The following is a 22,976-nucleotide window of genomic DNA, read 5'->3' on the forward strand; positions in this document are numbered from 1 at the left end:
ACTGATAATCCGGAACAAAACCCAGCAGCTAAAATTGCTACTGACAATCCAGAACGAAAGCTAGCAAGCGACCCTGCTGAGAATACAAATTCAGGTCCAAAGCAAATAACAACAAACATTTTAACCGGTGTAAAGCTGACGGATAAAGACGGAAAACCATTTACAGAGGATAACCGTCCAAGTACAGATTCTCCTGCCAATATTGAGTTTACATGGGAACTTTTAAAATCAATGAATGTGAAAAGTGGAGATTACTATATTTTTGATCTTCCTAAACATTTTAAAATTTACAATACAATTAACAGTCCTTTATATGATAGTGAAAACAATCAAATTGGTAATTTTACTGTTACAAAAGATGGAAAAGTCACGATGACATTCAACGATTATGTTGAAGAGCATCCAGATGTCGCTGGTAACCTACAATTAAAGACAGAATTTAATAAAGCTGAAATTAAAGGTACAACAACACAAGAAATTCCTTTCCCGATTAAAGATAAGGATGTTTCTATTACAGTTGACTTTAAGCCTAATGTACAAACAGCTACGAATAAAAAAGGGTTACCTGATAGACCAATTAATACAAATGAAATTAATTGGAAAGTAGAAATGAACAAAACGAAAGACACCCTTAAAAACGCTGTTTTTAAAGATAACATTCCACAAGGTACAAGCTTAAATAAAGATTCTATTAAAGTTTATTATTTAGAAGTTGATGTTAATGGGAATGTAACGCGTGGTGCAGAAGCTGAGCCAACAGATTACAATATTATTTCATCAGATGGCTCAAAATTGGAGATTGCTTTCAAAGATTCTATCAATAAAGCATATCAAATCGAATATGCCACAAAAATTACCGATGAAAATATTAAAAGCTTCCGAAATAACGTTACGATAACGAGTGATAATCAAAAGCAACAAAACGCAAGCTCTACTGTAACGGTTTCTCGTGGTACACACTTAAATAAAACAAGTAAATATGATCCAAAGACGCAAACAATTGAGTGGACAATTACTTACAATGGTGATCAAAGAGAGATCAAAAAAGCTGATGCGATTTTAAAAGATATTTTTGACGATACACACGAACTAGATGCAAATTCTATTGTTGTGAAAAACGCTTCATATAATGAAAAAGGAACGCTTGTAACAGGAGACGCTGTTAATAATTACACTGTAAGTAACAAGAAGAATGGATTCGATTTACAGTTTAACGATGATATTAATAGTGCTTATGTGATTACCTATAAAACCAAGCCAACTAATAAAGTTATAGAAGATGGAAAAGTAAAAAATACAGTTACAGCTGATAATGATTCAAGTAAAGAGAATGAAGCTAGCTTCAAGCAGCAAAATATTATTAAATCTAATAATAAAGCTGAAACAAATTATAAAGACAAAACAACAACTTGGACAATTATAGTAAATAATAACAACTATCCATTAAACAACGCGATCATTACGGACACCTTTGATCATGGTGGATTACAATTAAAAGATAAGAAACTAGAAATTAAAGACGGAAATTATACCCTTCAAGCTGGGACTGACTATGTTTTAGATGCAACAGATAAAGGCTTCAAAATTACTCTTATAGGTGCGTATCAGTCTAATATGACAAAGACATTAGTCGTAAAATATACGACAGACTTTGATTATACAAAGCTAGAAAGTGGTAAAACTTCATTTAAAAACACAGGTAACCTATCTTGGATAGATACGGATTCTAATCCACAATCAAATAAAGTTGAAGCTAATTTCGATCCTGATACTTTCACAAAAGCAAATGGTTATAAATACGGTTCTTATAACGCCCAAACGAAGGAAATTACTTGGATAATAGGCTTTAACTATAATAATGTTGAGATTAAAGATCCTTATGTTATAGACGTAATACAAGATAAACAAAAGTTAGTGCCTGGATCCATTGAAGTGCGCGATATGATTTTAAATGGAAATCCTGATAATGCACAACCTGGTAATGCTGTACCAACTGAGAAATATGAACTTGAAGAACCTACAGAGAAAAATAAAAACACCCTAAAGGTTCATTTCAAACAATCAATTAATTCACCTTACTATATTATCTTTAAAACAAGCCTTGATGGTGAACTTATCCAAGGCACCTACAAAAACGAGGCAGATTTAAAAGATGGCTCTAAAATTGTAAACACCCTTACAGGTGACACTCAAGTAAATAAAGGTGGCAGCTTCGTTACTAAAAAAGCTGTGCAAGACGACAACTATATTAATTGGAGTATCGCAATTAACGAAAGCCAATCAACCATTGCAGATGCGGTTGTAACAGATGACCCCACCGAAAATCAGGTAATTGTGGAAGATTCATTCCACTTATATCCTACAACTGTTGATCCATATGGAAATTTAACAAAAGATACAGTAAACGAATTAAAAGAAGGAACAGACTATAAACTCAAAATAACAACAGACAATAATACCGGAAAGCAACATTTCGAAATTGCCTTCTTGAAAAAAATTGATCGAGCTTATATTTTAGAATATCGCTCACTTATTAATGCAGACGATAAAGAAAAAGTAAGTAATAAAGCGAAAATCACAGGCAATAAGTTGACAGTTAAAAACACAGAAACTACTGAAACGATTGAAGTGAGAATGTCTTCTGGTTCAGGCGGAGGATCTGCTACCAAAGGTCGTGGAAACCTTGAAATTATAAAGGTAGATAACGACAATAAGAACGTACTATTAGCTGGGGCAGAATTTACTTTATACGATCGTACAGGTAAAACTGTTATCCGTAAAATTGCAACAGACAAAGACGGTATCGCTAAATTTAATAATTTAAAACGCGATAAATATTTATTGAAAGAAACAAAGGCTCCTGAAGGCTATGTAATTAGCTGGGATTTAAAACAAGGGAAAATTGTTGAACTTGGTACACAAGAGACTACAACATATAAACTTGCAAATAAGAAGTTTATCGGGAAAGTAGTTTTAACAAAATCTGATGACCTGAACAAAAACGCAACACTACAAGGCGCCGTTTTCACACTACTAGATAAAGACAAAAAAATAATTCCAGAACATGAAAAATTAACAACAAATAATAACGGACAAATTATTATAGATAAACTAAAACCAGGAACTTACTACTTACAAGAAACGAAGGCTCCTGAGCATTATCAATTAGATAGCAAACTTATTCCGTTTACTATCTCTGAAGATCAAACAACAGTAGTAAACCGAACTGCGACAAATAGTTTAACTAAAGGATCTGCTCTTTTAACAAAAGTGGATAATTATAATAAAACTTTAGCAGGGGCAGAGTTTACTGTTCAGGATCGCAACGGAAAAAATATTCCTGGATATGAGAAATTAACAACAAATGAGCATGGACAAATAGAAGCAAAAGATTTACGCCCTGGTAAATACCAATTTGTCGAAACAAAAGCTCCTGAGCACTATGAATTAGACAAAACGCCTATTCTATTTGAAATAGAAAAAAGCCAAACTACAGCCGCTTCTATTACAGCAAAAAATGCTTTAATTAAAGGTGGCGTTACGTTAACAAAAGTGGATGATATTGATGGCACTACCCTTGAAGGTGCGATATTCAAAATTGTTAACGACAAAAATGAAGATGTCCGTACAAACTTAAAAACAGAAAAAGATGGAACTTTGAACGTTAAAGATTTAGATCCTGGTGATTATCAATTTATTGAAACAACACCACCTAAATACTATGACTTAAATAAAGAACCAATTCCGTTTACAATCGAGAAAAGTCAAACAAGCATTATCTCAATTACTGCAAAAAACAGTTTAACAACAGGTGCTGTTGAGCTATTAAAAGTCGACGAATTTGATAAAAAGACTCCCCTTGCTGGAGCTATGTTCAAAATCGTGAATGATAAGAACGAAGACGTTCGTACAGAATTAACTACCGATACAAACGGAACTGTTAAAGCTTCTGACTTACGTCCAGGCAAATACAAATTTATTGAAACAAAAGCTCCTGAACATTATGAACTGCGATCAACACCAATTGAATTTACAATTGAGAAAGGTCAAAAAACACCGATTGTTATTACAGCTGAAAATGGTCTACTACCAGGCGATGTTGAACTAACAAAAATCGATGATACTGATGGCACTGTACTTACAGGTGCCGTATTCAAAATTGTTAATAACAAAAATGAAGATGTCCGTACAGAATTAGTTACGAATCAGGAAGGTAAAATTATTGCTACTGGTTTACGTCCAGGTAACTATAAATTTATCGAAATGAAAGCTCCTGAGCATTATACCTTAAATAAAACACCGATTGAATTTACAATTAAGGAGAGCCAAGCGACTGCTATTAACGTTACAGCTACTAATAGCTTAATAAAAGGCGGTATTGAATTAACAAAAGTTGATTCTGTAAATGCTAAGGAAACCCTTGAAGGTGCAGTATTTAAAATTGTTAATGACAAAGGTGAGGATGTTCGTACGGAACTTACTACTGATAAAGATGGTAAATTAGTAGCACAAGACTTACGCCCGGGTAATTATAAGCTAATCGAGACGAAGGCTCCAACTTATTACGATGTAAATGTAGAACCTATTGAATTTACAATCGAAAAAGGACAACAAAAACTCCTTCCACTTACATTTAAAAATAGTTTAACGAAAGGAAAAGTTAAACTTATTAAAGAAGATGATGTGGAAAGTAGTAAAGCTCTTGCCGGCGCTGTATTCACATTGCAAGACGCAACTGGAAAAGAAATTATGAAAGATTTAACAACAGATGATTACGGAGTATTAGTTATTCCTGATTTAGCACCAGGGGATTATCAATTTATCGAGACAAAAGCCCCTGAACATTATAAATTAGACAAAACACCTATTAAGTTCACAATTAAAAAAGGTAGTAAGGAAGATCTTCCTATCCCTGTTACTGTAAAAAATAGTTTACTTACAGGTGGCGTCACTTTAACAAAAGTTGATGATGTTGATGGCACTACTCTTGAAGGTGCAGAATTTATAATTGTTGACGCTCATGATACTAAAAAAGTAATTCGAAAAGGTTTAACGACTGATAAAAACGGTAAAATTACTGCTTCTGATTTACGTCCTGGAGACTATCAATTTGTTGAAGTAAAAGCTCCAAAAGACTATACCTTAAGCAAAGAGCCTATTCCATTCACTATCGAAAAAAGTCAAAAAGAGAATATTACTGTTACCGCTACTAATAGTTTAAAGAAAGGTGCAGTAACATTAACAAAAATCGATGACATCGATCGTACGATGCTCGAAGGTGCAATCTTTAAAATTGTTGATATGAACGGTAAGGAAGTTCATACGAATCTTATTACAGATAAAAACGGAAAAATTTCTGTTTCTGATTTACGCCCTGGGGACTATCAGTTCATTGAAACAAAAGCTCCTGAGCACTATGTATTAGATGAAACAACAATTCCATTTACAATTGAAAGAAGTCAAACGAAAGAGATCAATGTTACAGGCAAAAATGCTTTAAAAAACGGTAGCGTTGAACTAACAAAGATTGACGATATTGATATAAATACAAAACTTGCTAACGCCGTATTTAATTTATTAGATGCAGACGGAGAGCTAGTTGAAGAAGGCTTAAAAACAAATGATGAAGGTAAAATTGTTGTTGAAAACCTACGTCCTGGTACGTATCAATTCGTTGAAACAATTGCTCCTGAACATTACGATTTAAATAAAAAACCTATCGTATTTACAATTAAAAAGAGCCAAACTGAAACTCTTCATGTCACTGCTACAAATGCTTTAACAAAGGGTACAGTTAAACTTTCTAAAACAGATGATGTTGATGGCACTGTTCTTAAAGATGCAGTATTTAAAATTGTTAATATGAACGGTGATGTAGTTCATAAAGACCTTGTTACAAATGAACAAGGAATAATCGAAATTAACGACCTACGTCCTGGTGATTACCAATTCATCGAAACGAAAGCTCCTAAGCATTACGTTTTAGATGAAACACCAATCAAATTCACTATTGAAAAAGGACAGAAGAAAGCTATTTCTTTAACTGCTACAAATAGCTTAAAACAAGGTAGTATCGAATTACTTAAAGTGGATGATTTAAACAATCAAACAAAACTTGCCGATGCGGTATTTAATTTACTAGATCAAGATGGCAAAGTACTTAAAACAGATTTAAAAACAAACAGTGAAGGTAAAATCGTTGTCGAAAACTTACGTCCTGGTACGTATCAATTCGTTGAAATAACGGCTCCTGAACACTATGATTTAGACAAAAAGCCAATTATATTTACAATTGAAAAAAGCCAAAAAGATATTGCTACCGTTACTATGAAAAATAGTTTAACAAAAGGCGGCGTGGAACTTTCTAAAGTGGATAACGTCGATGGCACTACTCTTGAAGGCGCAGTATTTAAAATTGTTGATATGAATGGTACTGTAATTCGCAAAGATCTTGTTACGAATCAACAAGGTAAAATTAGCGTTTCTGACCTACGTCCTGGTGATTATCAATTCATCGAGACAACGGCTCCAAAACACTACGATTTAAACAAAGAACCAATTCCATTCACAATCACAAAGAGCCAAGCTGATCCTATCTCCGTTACAGCTACAAATAGCTTAACGAAAGGCGCTGTGGAACTTTCTAAAGTGGATGATGTAGATGGTACTGCTCTTAAAGATGCGGTATTTAAAATTACCGATATGAATGGTAACGACATTCGTACTGAGCTTACAACAGATGTACATGGTAAAATTTCTGTTTCTGATTTACGTCCTGGGGACTATCAGTTTGTTGAAACGAAAGCTCCTGAACACTATAAATTAAATAGTACACCTATTAAGTTTACAATTAAGAAAAGCCAAAAAGAAAAGCTCCAAGTTACTGCTACAAATAGCTTAACTGAGGGTGCTGTAGAATTAATAAAAGTGGATGATATAAATCCAGATACAAAACTTTCTGATGCAGTGTTTAACATCATCGATGCGAAAGGTAAAATTGTTCGCACTGATTTAACTACTGATAAAGATGGTAAGATTACTGCTACGAACTTACGCCCAGGAGACTATCAATTCATTGAAACGAAAGCTCCTAAGCATTACGATTTAAATAAAAAACCTATTAGCTTCACTATCGAGAGAAGTCAACCAACTCACGTTTCTGTTACTGCTAAGAATGGCCTAACAAAAGGTGGCGTAGAATTAACGAAAGTTGACTCTATAGATAAGAAAGAAATGCTAGAAGGTGCGGTATTTAAAATTACTGATCTGAACGGTAACGACATTCGTACGAATTTAGTTACCAATAAAGACGGAAAAATCATCGCTAAAGACTTACAACCAGGAGACTATCAATTTATTGAAACAAAAGCTCCTAAACATTACGACTTAAATGAAGAACCAATTAAGTTCACAATCGAAAGAAGTCAAACAAAGCATGTCTTTGTTACAGCTATTAATAGCTTAACGAAAGGTAGTGTTGAATTAATTAAAGTTGATGATGCCAAGCAAAACACAACACTTGAAGGTGCAGTATTTAAAATTGTTAATAAGGATGGACACGATGTTCGTACCGATTTAACTACTGATAAAAACGGCCGTTTAGTTGTGGATGAATTACCGCCAGGAGACTATGAGTTTATCGAAACAAAGGCTCCTGAACACTATGACTTAAACGAAACACCTATTAAGTTCACAGTTAAAAAAGGCCAAGAAAAAATCGCCTCTGTTACTGCTACGAATAGCTTAACTAAAGGCGCAGTTGAATTAACTAAAGTTGATGACATCGATGGTACTACTCTTGAAGGGGCTATCTTTAAAATTGTAGATATGGACGGTAAGGATGTTCGTTCTGATTTAACTACTGATAAAGATGGTAAGATTTCTGTTTCTGATTTACGTCCAGGAGATTATCAGTTCATTGAAACGAAAGCTCCTAAGCATTATGACTTAAATCAAAATCCTATCAAGTTTACTGTTGAAAAGAGTCAAACTGCTAAAGCTTCTGTTACTGCTACTAACAGCTTAACTAAAGGCGCAGTTGAATTAACTAAAGTTGATGACATCGATGGTACTACTCTTGAAGGGGCTATCTTTAAAATTGTAGATATGAACGGTAAGGATGTTCGTTCTGATTTAACTACTGATAAAGATGGTAAAATTTCTGTTTCTGATTTACGTCCGGGAGATTATCAGTTCATTGAAACGAAAGCTCCAACTGGCTATGATTTAAACATTAAACCAATTCCTTTCACAATTACGAAAGGACAATCTCAGGTTACCTCTGTTACAGCTTTAAATAGTTTAACAACAGGTTCAATTGAGTTAACTAAAGTTGATATTGATCACCATGGAACACTTGAAGGTGCCATTTTCAATATTTTAGACCAAGATGGAAAAACCATCCGAGAAGGTTTAAAAACAGACCAACACGGAAAAGTAATCGTAAATGATTTGAAACCTGGTAATTATCAATTAGTAGAAACACAGGCTCCTAAAGGCTATCAATTAGATGCATCACCAATAAACTTTACAATTGATAAAGCCCAAGCTACGCCACTACAAATTACAGTTTCAAATAAAAAGATTGAATCTTCGTCAGGTGGAGATGACAAGCCAGTTACTCCTCCAAATAAAGAAGAAAACAAAGGCAATGAAACATCTGAGAAACACAAAAACGGAATTTCCGAAGAAACATCAAATGAAACAGATAACAAACAGCAAGATGATCGAAATACGGATAAACACCTTCCGAATACAGGTCATAAAGAAGATCCTACACAAACAGTAGGTATCATTCTTCTACTAGCTGGATTATTAAGTATTTTAGCTACAAAACGCAAAAAACATTATTAATAATGTTTTCACATCCAATCAATCTCTCAATTGATTGGATGTTTTTTTATACAAAAAGGACGATACATAAAGTATCGTCCTTTTAACGGGGTGAGGCTGCCCAAAAGTACGGAAAACCTTTGAACAGCCTCTTATTTTCATATGGATGCCTTACATATATCACTGATAATAATTATGAAATGCGGAAACATAATTACCATCAACTGATTCAAACATGAGAAATGAAACCCTACAGTGGTTCCATTCCTCTACATAATCTAAAGTTTGGGTACACTAGATTCATGCAATGTAGGAGCTTTCAGAGTAGAAAGCGAACCTTCGTTTAAAATGATAGCATACATATCTCCCTCAAAAATATGCAAATATGCATATATCGTTTTTATTTCTCAATGTCAGAATATTGAAAAATAAAAGATGCGAAGGTAAAATAAAGTCATTATCCGTCTTCTTTTGTCAGTCAGAGAGAATAGAAGAATAGGAGAGGAAAAAATGAGAAAATCATTGAAACAAAAAATAGTAAGCTCTTTGCTTGCTGTATCACTCGCTGTTAGCTTATCTCCAATTGGGCAAGCAAAAGCGGATTCCACGTCAGAGGTTACACAAACTCCATCTATTACAAAACAGATTGATCCAAACCGCGCAATTGAACATGTTCGTTTCTTATCTGAAACAATTGGTCCTCGCCCTGGTGGAACAAAATCCGAAGAATGGGCTTCTCGTTACATTGGTATGCAGCTTAAATCAATGGGCTATGAAGTAGAATATCAGCCATTTCAGGTGCCCGATCAGTACGTTGGATTCATTGAATCACCACTATCAATAAAACGTAATTGGCAAGCTGGTGCTGCTCCTAATTCACTAATTTCTACAGAAGCTGTTACAGCTCCCCTTATCTTTGTTCAAGGTGGGACAAAATTAGAAGATATTCCAAATGAAGTAAACGGTAAAATTGTTTTATTTGAAAGAGGAACAACTGTCGCTGATTATAATAAACAAGTTGAAAATGCCGTTAGCAAAGGTGCAAAAGGCGTTCTTTTATACAGTTTAATTGGAGGACGCGGAAACTATGGGCAAACTTTCAATCCTCGTTTAACGAAAAAACAATCTGTACCTGTATTTGGCCTTGCTTATGCGCAAGGAAATGCATTTAAAGAAGAAATTGCGAAAAAAGGAACTACAATCCTTTCTCTAAAGGCAAGACATGAATCTAAATTAACATCTCTAAATGTTATCGCAAAAAAGAAACCAAAAAAGAGTACAGGTAATGAAAAAGCAGTCGTTGTAAGCTCGCACTATGATAGTGTTGTCGGAGCACCTGGCGCAAATGATAATGCTTCTGGAACTGGATTAGTATTAGAACTAGCTCGTGCTTTTCAAAATGTAGAAACTGATAAAGAAATTCGTTTTATTACCTTTGGTTCTGAAGAGACTGGCTTACTTGGTTCGGATTATTATGTGAATAGTTTATCTCAAAAAGAACGTGACCGTATTTTAGGCGTCTTTAATGCTGATATGGTTGCAACAAATTATGATAAAGCAAAGAATTTATATGCTATGACACCTGATGGCTCTACAAACTTTGTAACAGACGCTGCCTTGCAAGCAGGTAAACAACTAAATAATGACCTCATCCTACAAGGTAAATTCGGTTCTAGTGATCATGTTCCATTTACTGAAGCTGGTATTCCTGCTGCTCTATTTATTTGGATGGGTGTCGATAGTTGGAATCCATTAATCTATCATATCGAGAAGGTATACCATACACCTCAAGATAACGTATTAGAAAACATTTCACCTGAACGAATGAAAATGGCATTAGACGTTATTGGAACAGGGGTTTATAACTCGCTTCAAAAACCTGTTACTCAAACTGAACAGAAAGCTGCCTAATCAATAAAAGACCACTGATTTTTATCAGTGGTCTTTTATTGAGAAAAAATATATATGCATAAAAGCATATTTTATCCTACTCATTATCGTATACAATATTAACTGTAACAATACCGATTACAACTAATAAGGAGGCTTTTTCTATTATGAAAAAAATGATTTTAGTAGGTGCGTTAACTTTAGCAGGAATTACCGGCGCTACCGCGTTTATTCCTGAAACAAAAGTCGCTGCTGCCGCTCAAGAACAAAGCTTTACAAAATTTTATTCTTTGCAAACTGGAGGTAGTTCTGAACAAGAACCTATTTTCCTTCAAAAGGGACAAGAGTTAACAATTCAACCTAACAGCAAAACTCCTAGTTACAGTGTTTATGACTCAAATCATAACCTTATTGGACGTTATTCTGATGGTTACGGCCGAATTTTCACTGCAAAAACAGATGGAAATATGTACGTTCAATTTCATGCACCTTATGTTTACTATAGTCCTGTTAGTTTTTCTGTTACTTATACAATCCAATAAAATAAAGGGCCTTTCTCAGGGGCCCTTTACTTTGCTTCCCAATTCACTTTTACAAAACCATCTTTCACCATTAAACCACTTATACTAAATACATACTTTTCATTTGCTTTTAATGTAGCTTTAAAAGTACCTTTTTTCGATTCACAGATTTCTTTTAACTCTCTTATACCTTCTCCTTTCCTTTCATACAAGCTAAAGCATAAATTCCCACGTTTTGCATCTGTTTCATAAGAAAATGTTACTTCTGTATCTTTTGCATACTCAAGTTCAATATCTTTCCCAGCAATATCCCATGATGAAAATTTTGCCTCATAACTTGTCTCCCCTTGCTTCTCATTTTCTAAATATATATCACCAGCTCTCCACATATCATCTAACGTTTGAACAAAAGCAAAGCCGCTAAGTAATACAAACATCGCACTTGCAAATATAACAACTAATGTTACCTTTTGCTTTTTCATACTCTTCATCGTATATTCTCTTTCTATTTTCTTGTTACTTCTTCGTATCATATATAACAAAACTCCAATAAAAAATGGCAATACAATCGCTATAACACTCCACCACTTACTTATTCCACGCGTTTTCGCATCTGTATACACCCATGATGCTACACATACTAAAAGTGCTATAAAAGCCAAAAACATTGTAATCCCAGCTATCTCAAATACTACAAATGGATTAGCGAACTCTATCATGTAATTTATACTCCTTCTTTAAAAATGACTGTATGACAACATATATCGGAATGTACAGGTGCATCATAATAACTATCGTTATAATGACAGATATTTTATGATCCAAATGACTAACAAACTGCTCTAGGGTGACTGTTAATACAATCATCCAAATAGCATGAATGAAAATAACCCATTTTCCCTCTAATTTCCTAGCATTTCGCACGCTCTGTTTCGTATGATTTATCAGCTCTTCACTAGGAATCATCTCTCCCGCTAAGCTACTTTTTATCTTTTGATCAAATTTATCTTCCTTCATAAACGAACCCCTCCAAATGTTCTCGCATTTGCTTCTTCGCATAATTAAGGCGGTATTTCACTGTACCAATCGGTATATTTAATATTTCACTCATTTCTTTATAAGAATATTGTTCATAATAGTAGAGTACGAGCACAGTTTTATACTTTTCATTCAATAACTGTATAACTTCCCGTATCATTTCCGCTTCCACTTTTTGAATAAATTCTTCTGATATATTCACTTCATCTGCGAAATCTATTTCTTCACCATCTTCTTTATGAAACAAATCCAATATTCGATCTTTCCATCTTTTTTTCTTACGATAAAAATCATAAAACGTACGAACACAAATTGTAGTAATCCACTTTTTATAATTATCCACATAAGAAAGTTGGTGCCTAGAGGAAAAAACTTTTATCCACGTCTCTTGAAAAATATCTTCCGCATCTTCTTTCGTTTTCGCTAACTTATAGCATAAGGAATATATTTGCTGCTTATATATATCAATTAATTCTTCTACCTTTTCTTCCATCATAAGCCTCCTGTCATTTATATAAGACGACGCAAATTATCCTTTTGTTTGATAAAATTTTATTTTTTTATTATCTCCATACAAAAAGGCAATCACAACATCGTGTGATTGCCTTTTATTTAAAAACGAAAGTCCGCTTCCGTTTTTCTTTATTGTCCAGCTCCAGTGGCTAGAATACTCGGTGGCTTCGGGACTAAACAGTCGGCTCCGCTTTTCTTCATTACATTTTTTCCGGTGCAGATACTCCTACGATTGCTAATGCATTTTGAAGTGTAGTGCGTACTGCTTTCATTAACTCGTAACGAGCTTTACTTAATTCTAAGTTATCTTGGTTCAATACTTTTTCTGCATTGTAGAAGCTGTGTAATGCTGCTGCTAATTCAAATGCATAGCTTGTAATGCGGTGTGGCAGACGTTTTTGTGCTGCATCCGCAACTACAGCTGGGAATTCACCAAGTTTTTTCAGTAACTCTACTTCTTTCTCAGAAGTAACAAGTTTGTAATTCACGTCTCCATCTGCAGCTAATCCTAACTCTTCACCTTGACGAAGGATACTGCATACACGAGCATGAGCATATTGTGCATAGTATACTGGGTTTTCATTAGATTTTGATACAGCTAAGTCCATATCGAAGTCTAAATGAGAATCACCGCTACGCATCGCGAAGAAGTATCTCATTGCGTCCACGCCTACTTCTTCCATAAGCTCACGAAGTGTAACTGCTTTACCTGTACGCTTACTCATTTTCATTTTTTCACCATTTTGGTACAGTTGTACCATTTGGATGATTTCTACTTCAAGTGTTTCTTTATCGTAACCTAGCGCTTGAATAGCAGCTTTCATACGAGGAATGTAACCGTGGTGGTCAGCACCCCAAATGTTGATTAGCTTATCGAAACCACGCTCTAATTTATCGCGATGGTAAGCAATATCTGGCGTTAAGTATGTGTAAGAACCGTCATTTTTAATTAATACACGGTTTTTGTCGTCACCGTAAGTCATTGAACGGAACCAAGTTGCTCCGCCTTCTTCGAAGATTTCGTCACGCTCTTTTAATACAGCAAGTGCAGCATCAATTTTTCCGTTTTTGTATAATGATGTTTCTGAGAACCATACATCAAATTTAACACGGAAGCTCTCTAAATCTTTTTGAAGTTTTGCTAACTCATATTTCAAACCATATTCACGGTAGAATTCATAGCTTTCTTTTTCATCAGCTTTTGCGTAACGATCGCCAAACTCTTCAGCTAAACGTTTACCGATTCCAATGATATCCGCACCATGGTAACCGTCTTCTGGCATTTCTTTCTCTAAACCTAAAGCTTGCATGTAACGAGCTTCAACAGAAAGAGCTAAGTTATGAATTTGGTTACCAGCATCATTAATATAGTACTCACGAGATACATCGTATCCTGCTTTTGCTAATACGTTACATAAAGTGTCACCTACTGCCGCACCACGTGCATGTCCTAAGTGAAGGTCACCTGTTGGATTCGCAGATACGAACTCAACTTGTACTTTTTCACCTTTACCAGTATTCGTTTCACCGTAAGCTTCACCAGCGTTTACGATTGTTGGAATTAAATCTGTTAAGTAGCTATTATCCATATAGAAGTTAATAAAACCAGGACCAGCGATTTCGATTTTTTCAATAGAAGCTTTTGCTTTATCGAAGTTTGCAACTAGTTCTTCTGCAATCATACGAGGTGCTTTTTTCGCAACGCGTGCAAGTTGCATTGCCATGTTTGTAGAGAAGTCACCATTTGTTTTATCTTTTGGAGATTCTAATACAACGTTTGGAATCTGTTCTTCTGTCGCTAATTCTGCCTTTAATACAGCAGCTTGAATTTCTTCTTTAATCAATCCTTTTACCTGTTCTAAGGAATTCATTATTTTGCCTCCTTCAAATTAATTGTAATTGTATATCTGCCAGCTTCTTGTTCACTTAGAAGCAATGCGTACGTTAAGAAGAGTTGTCCTTTTTTCTTTTCATCCGACCATTTAAAAAGAACGTTATCAGTTTTCGTTTGCAGTGCAAACGTACCAAGTTCACTCGTATACGTACCCGTTGTCCATTCACCTTTCACATGCGTCTGACGCATAGAAATAGCACCTGAACGCATAATGAGAACTTGTTCATCTTGAATTTTAATAATTGTTTTCACTTCGCCTTGTTCGTTCGGCTCCTGGAATGTTACATATGTACCTTGACCTTTTACATAGTATTGACCATTTGCTTCAAAAGCAACGGTTTCCTTCCTCGCCCCTTCACGGATTTCTGTTACGAAATGAACGTGTACCGGCAAGCCTGCAAGTTGTTTCTTCACGTCTTGCACACCTTTCAAATGTTATAGATATTAAATACTACTTATAATAAATCACTTTTCCTATCATATCAAAAAAAGACGCTGTCTGTCTGCTGAAAAATCAGGAAAACTCCATTTCAAAAAATAATTCACTTCTACTTTATTTCATGTGATAAAATATTTTTTAAATCTAAATATTCTTTTAATTCTAGAGGTGAATTCAGTGATACCAACAAAGTTAAAAAAGGGTGATGAAATACGCGTGATTTCACCATCCTGTAGTTTAAGTATTGTTTCAAATGAAAATAGAAAACTTGCTATAAAAAGATTAACTGACATGGGCTTTCAAGTGACATTCTCAAAATATGCCGATGAGATAGATCGATTTGCTTCCTCTTCTATTTCTTCCCGCGTCCAAGACCTCCATGAAGCATTTAGAGACCCTAATGTAAAAGCTATTTTAACTACACTTGGCGGATACAACTCGAATGGTTTATTGAAACATCTCAATTATGATTTAATTCGTGAAAACCCAAAATTTTTCTGTGGTTATTCTGATATTACTGCCTTAAATAATGCAATTTACGCAAAAACGGGTCTCGTTACATATTCAGGTCCCCACTTCTCTTCATTTGGAATGGAAAAAGGACTCCATTACACGGCTGATTACTTTTTACAATGCTTAACCACTAATGAGCCTATTGAAATCATTCCGGCGGAAACTTGGAGCGATGATTCTTGGTATATGGATCAGGAAAATCGAGAATTTATTAAAAATGAAGGGTATGTTCCAATTCAAGAGGGGGAAGTGACAGGAGAAATTATCGGTGGCAATGTGAGCACACTTAATTTACTACAAGGCACACCATATATGCCAAACTTAAAGGGCAAAATTTTATTCCTTGAAGAAGACAGTTTAACAGGAAAATCGACGCTTAAAACTTTTGATCGCTATCTACATTCCCTTATGCAGCAACCTAATTTTGAACATATAACAGGTATTGTAATAGGAAGAATGCAAAAAGAAGCAGAATGTACGATAGCGGATATTCAAGAAATGATTTCTTCAAAACCTGAACTTGCACATATTCCTATCATTGCAAATGCAAATTTTGGACATACAACTCCAATTTTTACTTTTCCAATTGGTGGACATGCCAAAATCATTTCTAACAAAGAAAATACATCTATCACTATTTTAACGCACTAAAAAAGGAGCGAACGATTCGCTCCTTTTATGGTTTTTCTATTTTTTGCAATGCTTTTTGCGGGATTGACTCTTTCGGTATTTCAGCCCATCCTTTTCCTTGCATACCTTTTGCATAAATTTTTATAAAAGCACCTGCATGCAATTCACGATTTACCATTCTTTTAATAATTTGTTGATTTCCGTCCTCTGTATACCCTTTAAATGTATACAAATACTCACCGTCTTTTTTCTCACCTTTATCTACAACCGCATAATAATCTTGTATTTCTTTATTTGAAAAGAAGTTGTCTACAAAAGCATGTACACCTTCTGTTTTTGTGTTTAAATAATACGCTGTTCCCCCTAAAATGATGGCGAATACAGCTAAAACTTTAATTACCAATTTCATACATGCGCCTCCTGTTTGCACTTCTTTCTCACTAGTATTATATCTATACTTTTATTATACGGAAAAGAGCATACTATACTCTATCTAAAAGTCTTACACTTTCCTTACATTATTGTAAGGGATTTTTTCTTACAGCAAGTTCCCAAGAAAAAATTTTTCCGTTTCATACACTTTTATATTATTATTGAATGATACGAATTTTTATCCCGCATTAACGGGCAGTAAGACTCCCACCCCCAAATGCGGTGAATACGTGAAAAGTCGGTGGGAAACAACTGCCCGTAAATGCCCGATTGGTTCAACTAATAATCAGTGGGAAGGGACAAAACACCCACTGATTAAAGTTTCACTTTATTACAAAAATCAAAGGAGACAATTTTCAAATGGCTATCTTGCAAGGTTTAGCACTATTACTTGTTGTACTTTGTCTATTTACACTTTTCAGTTACCGTGCACCTTACGGAATGAAGGCGATGGGCGCTTTAGCTAATGCAGCAATCGCAAGTTTTCTTATTGAAGCATTTCACCGTTATATAGGTGGAGAAATGTTTCATAATGACTTTTTACAATCAGTAGGAGAAGCTTCTGGTAGTATGAGCGGTGTCGCAGCAGCGATTTTAGTCGCATTAGCAATCGGCGTTTCCCCCGTATACGCTGTTTTAATTGGTATCGCTACTAGTGGATTCGGTATTTTACCAGGATTTTTCGCTGGATACGTTTGTGCCTTCGTCGTGAAATTTCTCGAAAAGAAATTACCAGCTGGTGTAGAGTTTTTGGCAATCCTATTTATCGCTGCACCAATCTCACGTGGAATGGCAATGCTTATGGATCCGCTCGTTAACGCAACACTTGGTAAAATCGGTTCTATGATATCAGTTGCAACTACAGAAAGTCCTATCATTATGGGTATTATGCTTGGTGGATTAATAACAGTTATTTCTACCTCTCCACTGAGTTCTATGGCACTAACTGCAATGCTTGGATTAACAGGTTTACCAATGGCAATTGGTAGTCTTGCCGTAGCAGCCTCAGCCCCGATGAACTTTATTTTCTTTAAGCGACTAAAAATTTGCTCAAAGAAAGACACAATCGCTGTAGCGATCGAGCCTTTAACACAAGCCGATGTTGTTTCAGCAAATCCAATTCCAATTTATGCAACAAACTTCGTTGGCGGTGCACTTGCCGGTATTATTACATCGCTATTCCAGCTCGTTAATAATGCGCCAGGAACAGCATCACCAATTCCAGGTCTTCTTGTCCTATTCGGATTTAATGACGTTATAAAAGTAACGCTCGCTGCCGTACTATGCGGAATCGTTACCACTATTGTTGGTTACGTTGGATCAATTGTATTCCGCAAATATCCAATCCGCTCTGCCGATGAAATTCGCGGCATTAATTCGGAAGAGAAAGTTGCATAAGAAAAAGAGTTGTTCTCAAATGATGAGAATAACTCTTTTTTTGTCCAGCTGCAGCGGCTAGAATGATCGGTGGCTTCGCTTCTTCCTTCGAGGCAAAAAGCGCCTCTACGTCTGAAGCTCCATCCCCCTCACATTCTGAGCGAGCCGCTTCTGCTTTTACTTCTATCCAGTTACGCCTCCTAGACCCTTGCGTCTAAGAACCTTCCCTGCCAAAAGGTAAAAAGCACCTTTTGCAGGAAAGAACCTTAGTCACCGGGTCTAAACAGTCGGCTTCACTTTTATTTCACCCAACCTAGCAGCATTTCCCGCACGAATTTGCTTGCTGCGACTGGTGTTTGATCACTATGGTCGTAGACTGGAGCTACTTCTACTAAGTCTGCTCCAACTACATTTATATTTGAATTTGCAATTGCTACGATGGAATCTAATAATTCTTTAGATGTGATACCGCCAGCTTCTAACGTTCCTGTTCCTGGAGCGTGAGCTGGGTCTAATACATCAATGTCGATTGTGACATAGACTGGACGTCCTGCAAGTTTCGGTAATACTTCTTTTAACGGTTCTAATACGTCAAATTTGTATAAGTTCATACCTACTTCTTTCGCCCATTCAAATTCTTCCTTCATTCCAGAACGAATTCCGAAAGAATATACGTTTTCCGGACCAATTAAATCACACACTTTACGAATTGGTGTAGAGTGGGATAAAGGCTCCCCTTCATACGATTCACGTAAATCAGTATGAGCATCCATGTGGATGATTGCTAAATCCGGATATTTTTTTGCCATTGCCTTAAAAATTGGCCAAGACACTAGGTGCTCACCGCCGAGACCTAGTGGAAACTTATCGGCATCTAAAAGTTTTGATACATACTCTTCAATCATGTCTAAGCTGCGTTGTGCGTTTCCGAATGGTAATGGGATATCACCCGCATCAAAATATTTTACCTCTTCTAGTTCACGATCTAAATACGGACTATATTCTTCAAGACCGATTGATACTTCACGAATACGTGCAGGGCCAAAACGAGATCCTGGACGGTAACTTACTGTCCAATCCATAGGCATCCCATAAATAACTACCTTTGACTCTTCAAAACTTGGATGACTTTTAATAAATACTTTACCTGAATAAGCTTCATCAAAACGCATATTCTTTTCCTCCTTATGTGGAACTTAAGGTATCCCAACCTTTCACTATTTCTCAAATTTGGAGCGAATTGCTCCTCTTTCTCGATTTACCGGGGTCTTCTTTTTAACAACAAGAAGACGATTTTCTCTACAGAAGTGTAAGTAGCTAGCATGTTCAAGTCTTCTGGACAAACACCTTAAATGAGCTACTCACACTTTATTTGTTCAAATTCGATTTTCTTACTTAATTAAATCGCCAACAAATTTCGGTAATGCGAATGCTGCGTTGTGTAATTCTTTTGTGTAGTATTTCGTTTCGATTTCGTGGAAACGCTCTTCACTTACTTCTAGTGGATCATGTTTTTTAGATCCGATTGTGAACGTCCAAAGACCACTTGGGTATGTTGGAATATTAGCTGTGTATAAACGAGTAATTGGGAAAATCTCTTTTACATCTTTAAACACAGTCGTAATTAACTCTGGTGTGAACCAAGGGTTGTCCGTTTGCGCAACGAAAATACCGTCTTCTTTTAATGCTTTAGAGATTCCAGCGTAGAAACCTTTCGTAAATAAGTTTACTGCTGGTCCTACTGGCTCAGTAGAATCTACCATAATTACGTCGTATTCATTTTCGCTTTCTGCGATGTGTAGGAAACCGTCTCCTACTTTTACTTCTACACGCTCATTATCTAATGCGCCTGCGATTGATGGTAAGTATTGTTTAGAGTACTCAATTACTTTTCCATCAATTTCAACAAGAGTTGCTTTCTTTACACTTGGGTGTTTTAACACTTCGCGAATAACACCGCCATCGCCGCCGCCAACAACTAATACGTTCTCAGGGTTTGGATGTGTAAATAAAGGTACGTGCGCTACCATTTCGTGATAAACGAACTCGTCCTTTTCTGTTGTCATAACCATGCCATCTAAAATAAGCATGTTTCCGAACTCTTCCGTTTCAACCATATCAAGTTTTTGGAATTCTGTTTGCTCCGTATGTAATGTGCGGTTAATACGCGCCGTAATCCCAAAATGTTTTGTTTGTTTCTCTGTGAACCATAGTTCCATCGTACAATCACGCCTTTCAATGCAAATTTATAATGAGGACATCATTAATGTCCCCTAACAAAAATAAAACAAAACATCCAAAAAGTATAGTTAAAAGTACAAAAATACCGAAAATATATTTTAGTCAGAGGGTTCTAACATATGTGTATAAAGAAAACCCTTTCTTAAGAAAGGGTTTTTGTCTCTAGTTCTACTGGTTTACGAATTGGAATTAGGATCATAATACAACCAACTAACACGACAATTCCCCCAACTAAAAATGGGCTTTGTGGTGAAACTGTGTGCCCGATAACTCCTGATAAAATTGGAGCAATCGCACCACCTAACCAACGAACAAAGTTATAAACACCTGACGTAACAGATCTTTCATAAGGTGAAATATCCATTACATAACTTGTATATAATGCATTGTTTAAACCAGATGCCAATCCTGATAAAACGATAAGAGTAATTTGTAACCACATAATTTTCACAAAGAATAGTGCAATTAAGAAAATCGCAAATACGAGTAAACTACCCTTCAATAATGTTTTTGGTTCATATTTCCCTTCTAGCTTATGTGCTAAAATTGCAGAACCGTAAGCTAACGCTAATCCCCATCCGCAAAATACAAAGCCTAATTGAATAGCTGATAAATGCATAATAAGTGGTGAATATGCTAACACGACAAAAAATCCGTAGTAGTATAGCATCCCTGAAATGGCACCTTGCATAAATGGTTTATACTTCACCAGGTTAAGTAATTCTCCCACGCCAGCAGCCTTACGCTTCACTTTTCGCTCTGGTTCTTTTACAAAAAAGAATACTAAAATAAATGCTAAGAAAATTAAAATACTCGTCGCGAAAAACGGATAACGCCAAGAATGTCCACCTAGTATTCCACCCAATAACGGCCCCCCAGCCATACCTAAACCGATCGCTGCTTCGTATAATCCTACTGCTTCATGAACTTCTTTACTTAATGCTATTAACAGCGTCATTGCTGTCGCAAAAAACATCGCATTTCCTAATCCCCATCCAGCGCGGAAAAGAGATAATTGAGCAATCGTTTGCGATATACCGCATATAAACGCAAATACAGTCACAATCGCAAGACCGATTGTCATCATTCGTTTATCACCAAATCTCGATGCAAATATACCGGCTGGTAACATCATGATTGCCATCGTTAAAATATAAGCGGTAAATAACATTTCAACTTGCCAATGCGTTGCACCAATTTTCTCAGCAATAATCGGCAAGATTGGGTCAACTACCCCTATACCCGAAAAGGCAAGAAAGGTAGCTACCACTGTAATCAATCTCCCTAGTTTTTGTTTGCTCTCCATTTTGATTACTCTCCTTTTGTACTCTCTAAAAATGTTACTGCACGATGTAAACTATCTTCAAGTTCTGCCTTTACACGTTGCATTTGCTCCATTTTTTCGTCTAACGTTTGCACTTGTTTTTCAAGCATATCTTTAATTTCTTGAATCACTTCGCGGTCGCGAGGGTTCTCGCTATTTCTTCTTTGTTCCATTCTTTCTTTTAATGATAAGAAATGTTGCATTTCTTGAAGTGTGATTCCTAGCACTTCTTTCGCTTCTACAATTCTTTTAATTCTCGCAATATCCTCATCCGTATACAGACGAATATTCCCCTCACTACGTTCCGGGGGATGAATTAAACCAATTTCCTCATAATAACGAAGTGTACGTTTTGTTAAACCAACTTGTTTTGTTACTTCATCAATTTTATACATGTTTATTCCTCCCTTCACTCAATTATTACATTTTACGTTAACGTTAACTTTTGTGCAACTGTTAGACTTTTGTAAATGTTTGTCATATTCAATTGTATTTTTCCTAAAGCAGTTTCATAATGAAAGAAAAGAGATAATAAGGAGATTTTCACATGAGTAAACCACTTATTTTCGCTCATCGCGGAGTAAAAGGAACACATCCCGAAAATACGATGATTGCCTTCCAAGAAGCTGAACGCATTGGCGCTCACGGAATTGAACTCGATGTCCATCTATCAAAAGATGGTGAACTTGTCGTAATTCACGATGAAACCGTCGATCGTACAACAACTGGCGTTGGACTTGTTTCGGAAAAAACGGTAGAGGAACTACAATCATTAGACGCCGGTAGCTATAAAGACCCTTCTTTCCATGAAGCAAAAATCCCAACGTTGCGCGAGGTTTTCATTTGGCTTTCCACAACGAACTTACAACTAAATATTGAATTAAAGACAGATGTTATTCATTACCCAAATATTGAGGAAAAAGCTGTTGCACTTGTGCGTGAATATCATCTTTCTAATCAAATTGTATTTTCATCATTTAACCATGACTCTGTTTCATTATTAGCAGAAATTGCTCCTGAAATCCCAAGAGCAATTTTATATGATACACCGATTGCTGATCCAATTGCCGAAGCAAAACAGAGAAAAGCAAGTGGGTTACATCCAAACTTCCAGCTATTAACGAAAGAATTTGTGCATTTAGCACAAGAGCAAGGATATGTTTTCCGTCCATATACAATTAACGAATACAAAGATTTACAAACTATGATTGATTATGGTGTAGATGTCATCATTACCGATTGGCCAGCACGTGCCTTTGAGCTCCTTTCTTAATGGAAGGGGCTTTTTATTTTCGAAATTTCATTGTTTAAAATAAACGAAAACCCTCAATA

The 22,976-nt window shown here is 35.8% G+C and carries 16 protein-coding genes; 6 read left to right on the forward strand and 10 right to left on the reverse strand.

The window, feature by feature from the left end; genetic code table 11:
* The 3 genes from RT27_RS01080 to RT27_RS01090 form a co-directional block, all read left to right on the forward strand.
* Window positions 1-8,853, forward strand: an 8,853-nt coding sequence (locus RT27_RS01080; protein ID WP_052497722.1) for a SpaA isopeptide-forming pilin-related protein, incomplete at its 5' end; no start/stop codon positions are given.
* A 489-nt stretch (window positions 8,854-9,342) separates the two neighbouring features.
* Window positions 9,343-10,743, forward strand: coding sequence for a M28 family metallopeptidase (locus RT27_RS01085; RefSeq protein WP_016079621.1), 1,401 nt, complete (start codon window positions 9,343-9,345; stop codon window positions 10,741-10,743).
* A gap of 146 nt (window positions 10,744-10,889) precedes the next feature.
* On the forward strand, window positions 10,890-11,264 hold the full coding sequence (locus tag RT27_RS01090; protein ID WP_029443678.1) for a hypothetical protein: 375 nt from the start codon (window positions 10,890-10,892) through the stop codon (window positions 11,262-11,264).
* A gap of 26 nt (window positions 11,265-11,290) precedes the next feature.
* Here the strand turns inward: RT27_RS01090 and RT27_RS01095 are convergent, their stop codons facing one another.
* The 5 genes from RT27_RS01095 to RT27_RS01115 all read right to left on the reverse strand — a co-directional run bounded on the left by RT27_RS01095 (window position 11,291) and on the right by RT27_RS01115 (window position 15,102).
* Window positions 11,291-11,962 (reverse strand): ECF-type sigma factor negative effector, encoded by a 672-nt coding sequence (locus tag RT27_RS01095; protein ID WP_043935100.1) that lies wholly within the window; start codon window positions 11,960-11,962, stop codon window positions 11,291-11,293.
* Window positions 11,946-12,260, reverse strand: coding sequence for a hypothetical protein (locus RT27_RS01100; protein ID WP_016079618.1), 315 nt, complete (start codon window positions 12,258-12,260; stop codon window positions 11,946-11,948). The genes RT27_RS01095 and RT27_RS01100 overlap by 17 nt, the downstream gene beginning before the upstream one ends.
* The gene (locus RT27_RS01105) at window positions 12,247-12,774 is read right to left on the reverse strand and encodes an RNA polymerase sigma factor (protein ID WP_016079617.1); all 528 of its coding nucleotides are present in this window, start codon (window positions 12,772-12,774) and stop codon (window positions 12,247-12,249) included. Before RT27_RS01105 ends, RT27_RS01100 begins: the two co-directional genes overlap by 14 nt.
* Window positions 12,775-12,994: 220 nt before the next feature.
* Window positions 12,995-14,665 (reverse strand): arginine--tRNA ligase, encoded by a 1,671-nt coding sequence (gene argS, locus RT27_RS01110; protein ID WP_001086464.1) that lies wholly within the window; start codon window positions 14,663-14,665, stop codon window positions 12,995-12,997.
* On the reverse strand, window positions 14,665-15,102 hold the full coding sequence (locus RT27_RS01115) for a DUF1934 domain-containing protein (RefSeq protein ID WP_000744343.1): 438 nt from the start codon (window positions 15,100-15,102) through the stop codon (window positions 14,665-14,667). Before RT27_RS01115 ends, argS begins: the two co-directional genes overlap by 1 nt.
* Before the next feature lie 202 nt (window positions 15,103-15,304).
* Between RT27_RS01115 and RT27_RS01120 the strand changes: the two genes are divergently transcribed.
* The gene (locus tag RT27_RS01120; protein WP_043935101.1) at window positions 15,305-16,291 is read left to right on the forward strand and encodes a S66 peptidase family protein; all 987 of its coding nucleotides are present in this window, start codon (window positions 15,305-15,307) and stop codon (window positions 16,289-16,291) included.
* 25 nt (window positions 16,292-16,316) lie between these two features.
* Here the strand turns inward: RT27_RS01120 and RT27_RS01125 are convergent, their stop codons facing one another.
* Window positions 16,317-16,679 carry a YxeA family protein gene (locus RT27_RS01125; protein WP_016079615.1) on the reverse strand — a complete coding sequence of 121 codons (363 nt, stop codon included), beginning with the start codon at window positions 16,677-16,679 and terminating at the stop codon, window positions 16,317-16,319.
* A gap of 383 nt (window positions 16,680-17,062) precedes the next feature.
* Between RT27_RS01125 and RT27_RS01130 the strand changes: the two genes are divergently transcribed.
* Window positions 17,063-18,100, forward strand: coding sequence for a PTS sugar transporter subunit IIC (locus RT27_RS01130; RefSeq protein WP_016079614.1), 1,038 nt, complete (start codon window positions 17,063-17,065; stop codon window positions 18,098-18,100).
* A 278-nt stretch (window positions 18,101-18,378) separates the two neighbouring features.
* Here RT27_RS01130 and speB read toward each other — a convergent pair whose 3' ends face one another.
* From speB to RT27_RS01150, 4 genes are all read right to left on the reverse strand, one after another.
* Window positions 18,379-19,251 (reverse strand): agmatinase, encoded by an 873-nt coding sequence (gene speB / locus RT27_RS01135; protein ID WP_001209831.1) that lies wholly within the window; start codon window positions 19,249-19,251, stop codon window positions 18,379-18,381.
* A 219-nt stretch (window positions 19,252-19,470) separates the two neighbouring features.
* Entirely contained in the window at window positions 19,471-20,298 is an 828-nt protein-coding gene (gene speE / locus RT27_RS01140) for a polyamine aminopropyltransferase (RefSeq protein ID WP_000424696.1), read from the reverse strand.
* Window positions 20,299-20,462: 164 nt separating this feature from the next.
* Complete coding sequence (locus RT27_RS01145; protein WP_000444236.1) at window positions 20,463-21,626, reverse strand: MFS transporter; 1,164 nt, start codon at window positions 21,624-21,626, stop codon at window positions 20,463-20,465.
* A gap of 5 nt (window positions 21,627-21,631) precedes the next feature.
* Complete coding sequence (locus tag RT27_RS01150; RefSeq protein WP_000276560.1) at window positions 21,632-22,039, reverse strand: MerR family transcriptional regulator; 408 nt, start codon at window positions 22,037-22,039, stop codon at window positions 21,632-21,634.
* A gap of 152 nt (window positions 22,040-22,191) precedes the next feature.
* Here RT27_RS01150 and RT27_RS01155 point away from each other — a divergent pair, with 152 nt between their 5' ends.
* Entirely contained in the window at window positions 22,192-22,917 is a 726-nt protein-coding gene (locus tag RT27_RS01155; RefSeq protein ID WP_043935102.1) for a glycerophosphodiester phosphodiesterase, read from the forward strand.
* Window positions 22,918-22,976: the final 59 nt, after the last annotated feature.

Source organism: Bacillus sp. L_1B0_5, assembly GCF_000836715.1.
GTDB classification, from domain to species: Bacteria; Bacillota; Bacilli; order Bacillales; family Bacillaceae_G; genus Bacillus_A; species Bacillus_A thuringiensis_S.

Bases quoted from the DNA above. Each gene is read 5' to 3' on its own strand.
- RT27_RS01105 (WP_016079617.1), bottom strand. From the start codon at position 12,774: ATGGAAGAAAAGGTAGAAGAATTAATTGATATATATAAGCAGCAAATA.
- RT27_RS01100 (WP_016079618.1), bottom strand. From the start codon at position 12,260: ATGAAGGAAGATAAATTTGATCAAAAGATAAAAAGTAGCTTAGCGGGA.
- RT27_RS01150 (WP_000276560.1), bottom strand. From the start codon at position 22,039: ATGTATAAAATTGATGAAGTAACAAAACAAGTTGGTTTAACAAAACGT.
- speB (WP_001209831.1), bottom strand. From the start codon at position 19,251: ATGCGTTTTGATGAAGCTTATTCAGGTAAAGTATTTATTAAAAGTCAT.
- argS (WP_001086464.1), bottom strand. From the start codon at position 14,665: ATGAATTCCTTAGAACAGGTAAAAGGATTGATTAAAGAAGAAATTCAA.
- RT27_RS01145 (WP_000444236.1), bottom strand. From the start codon at position 21,626: ATGGAGAGCAAACAAAAACTAGGGAGATTGATTACAGTGGTAGCTACC.
- RT27_RS01095 (WP_043935100.1), bottom strand. From the start codon at position 11,962: ATGATAGAGTTCGCTAATCCATTTGTAGTATTTGAGATAGCTGGGATT.
- RT27_RS01155 (WP_043935102.1), top strand. From the start codon at position 22,192: ATGAGTAAACCACTTATTTTCGCTCATCGCGGAGTAAAAGGAACACAT.
- speE (WP_000424696.1), bottom strand. From the start codon at position 20,298: ATGGAACTATGGTTCACAGAGAAACAAACAAAACATTTTGGGATTACG.
- RT27_RS01130 (WP_016079614.1), top strand. From the start codon at position 17,063: ATGGCTATCTTGCAAGGTTTAGCACTATTACTTGTTGTACTTTGTCTA.
- RT27_RS01125 (WP_016079615.1), bottom strand. From the start codon at position 16,679: ATGAAATTGGTAATTAAAGTTTTAGCTGTATTCGCCATCATTTTAGGG.
- RT27_RS01085 (WP_016079621.1), top strand. From the start codon at position 9,343: ATGAGAAAATCATTGAAACAAAAAATAGTAAGCTCTTTGCTTGCTGTA.
- RT27_RS01090 (WP_029443678.1), top strand. From the start codon at position 10,890: ATGAAAAAAATGATTTTAGTAGGTGCGTTAACTTTAGCAGGAATTACC.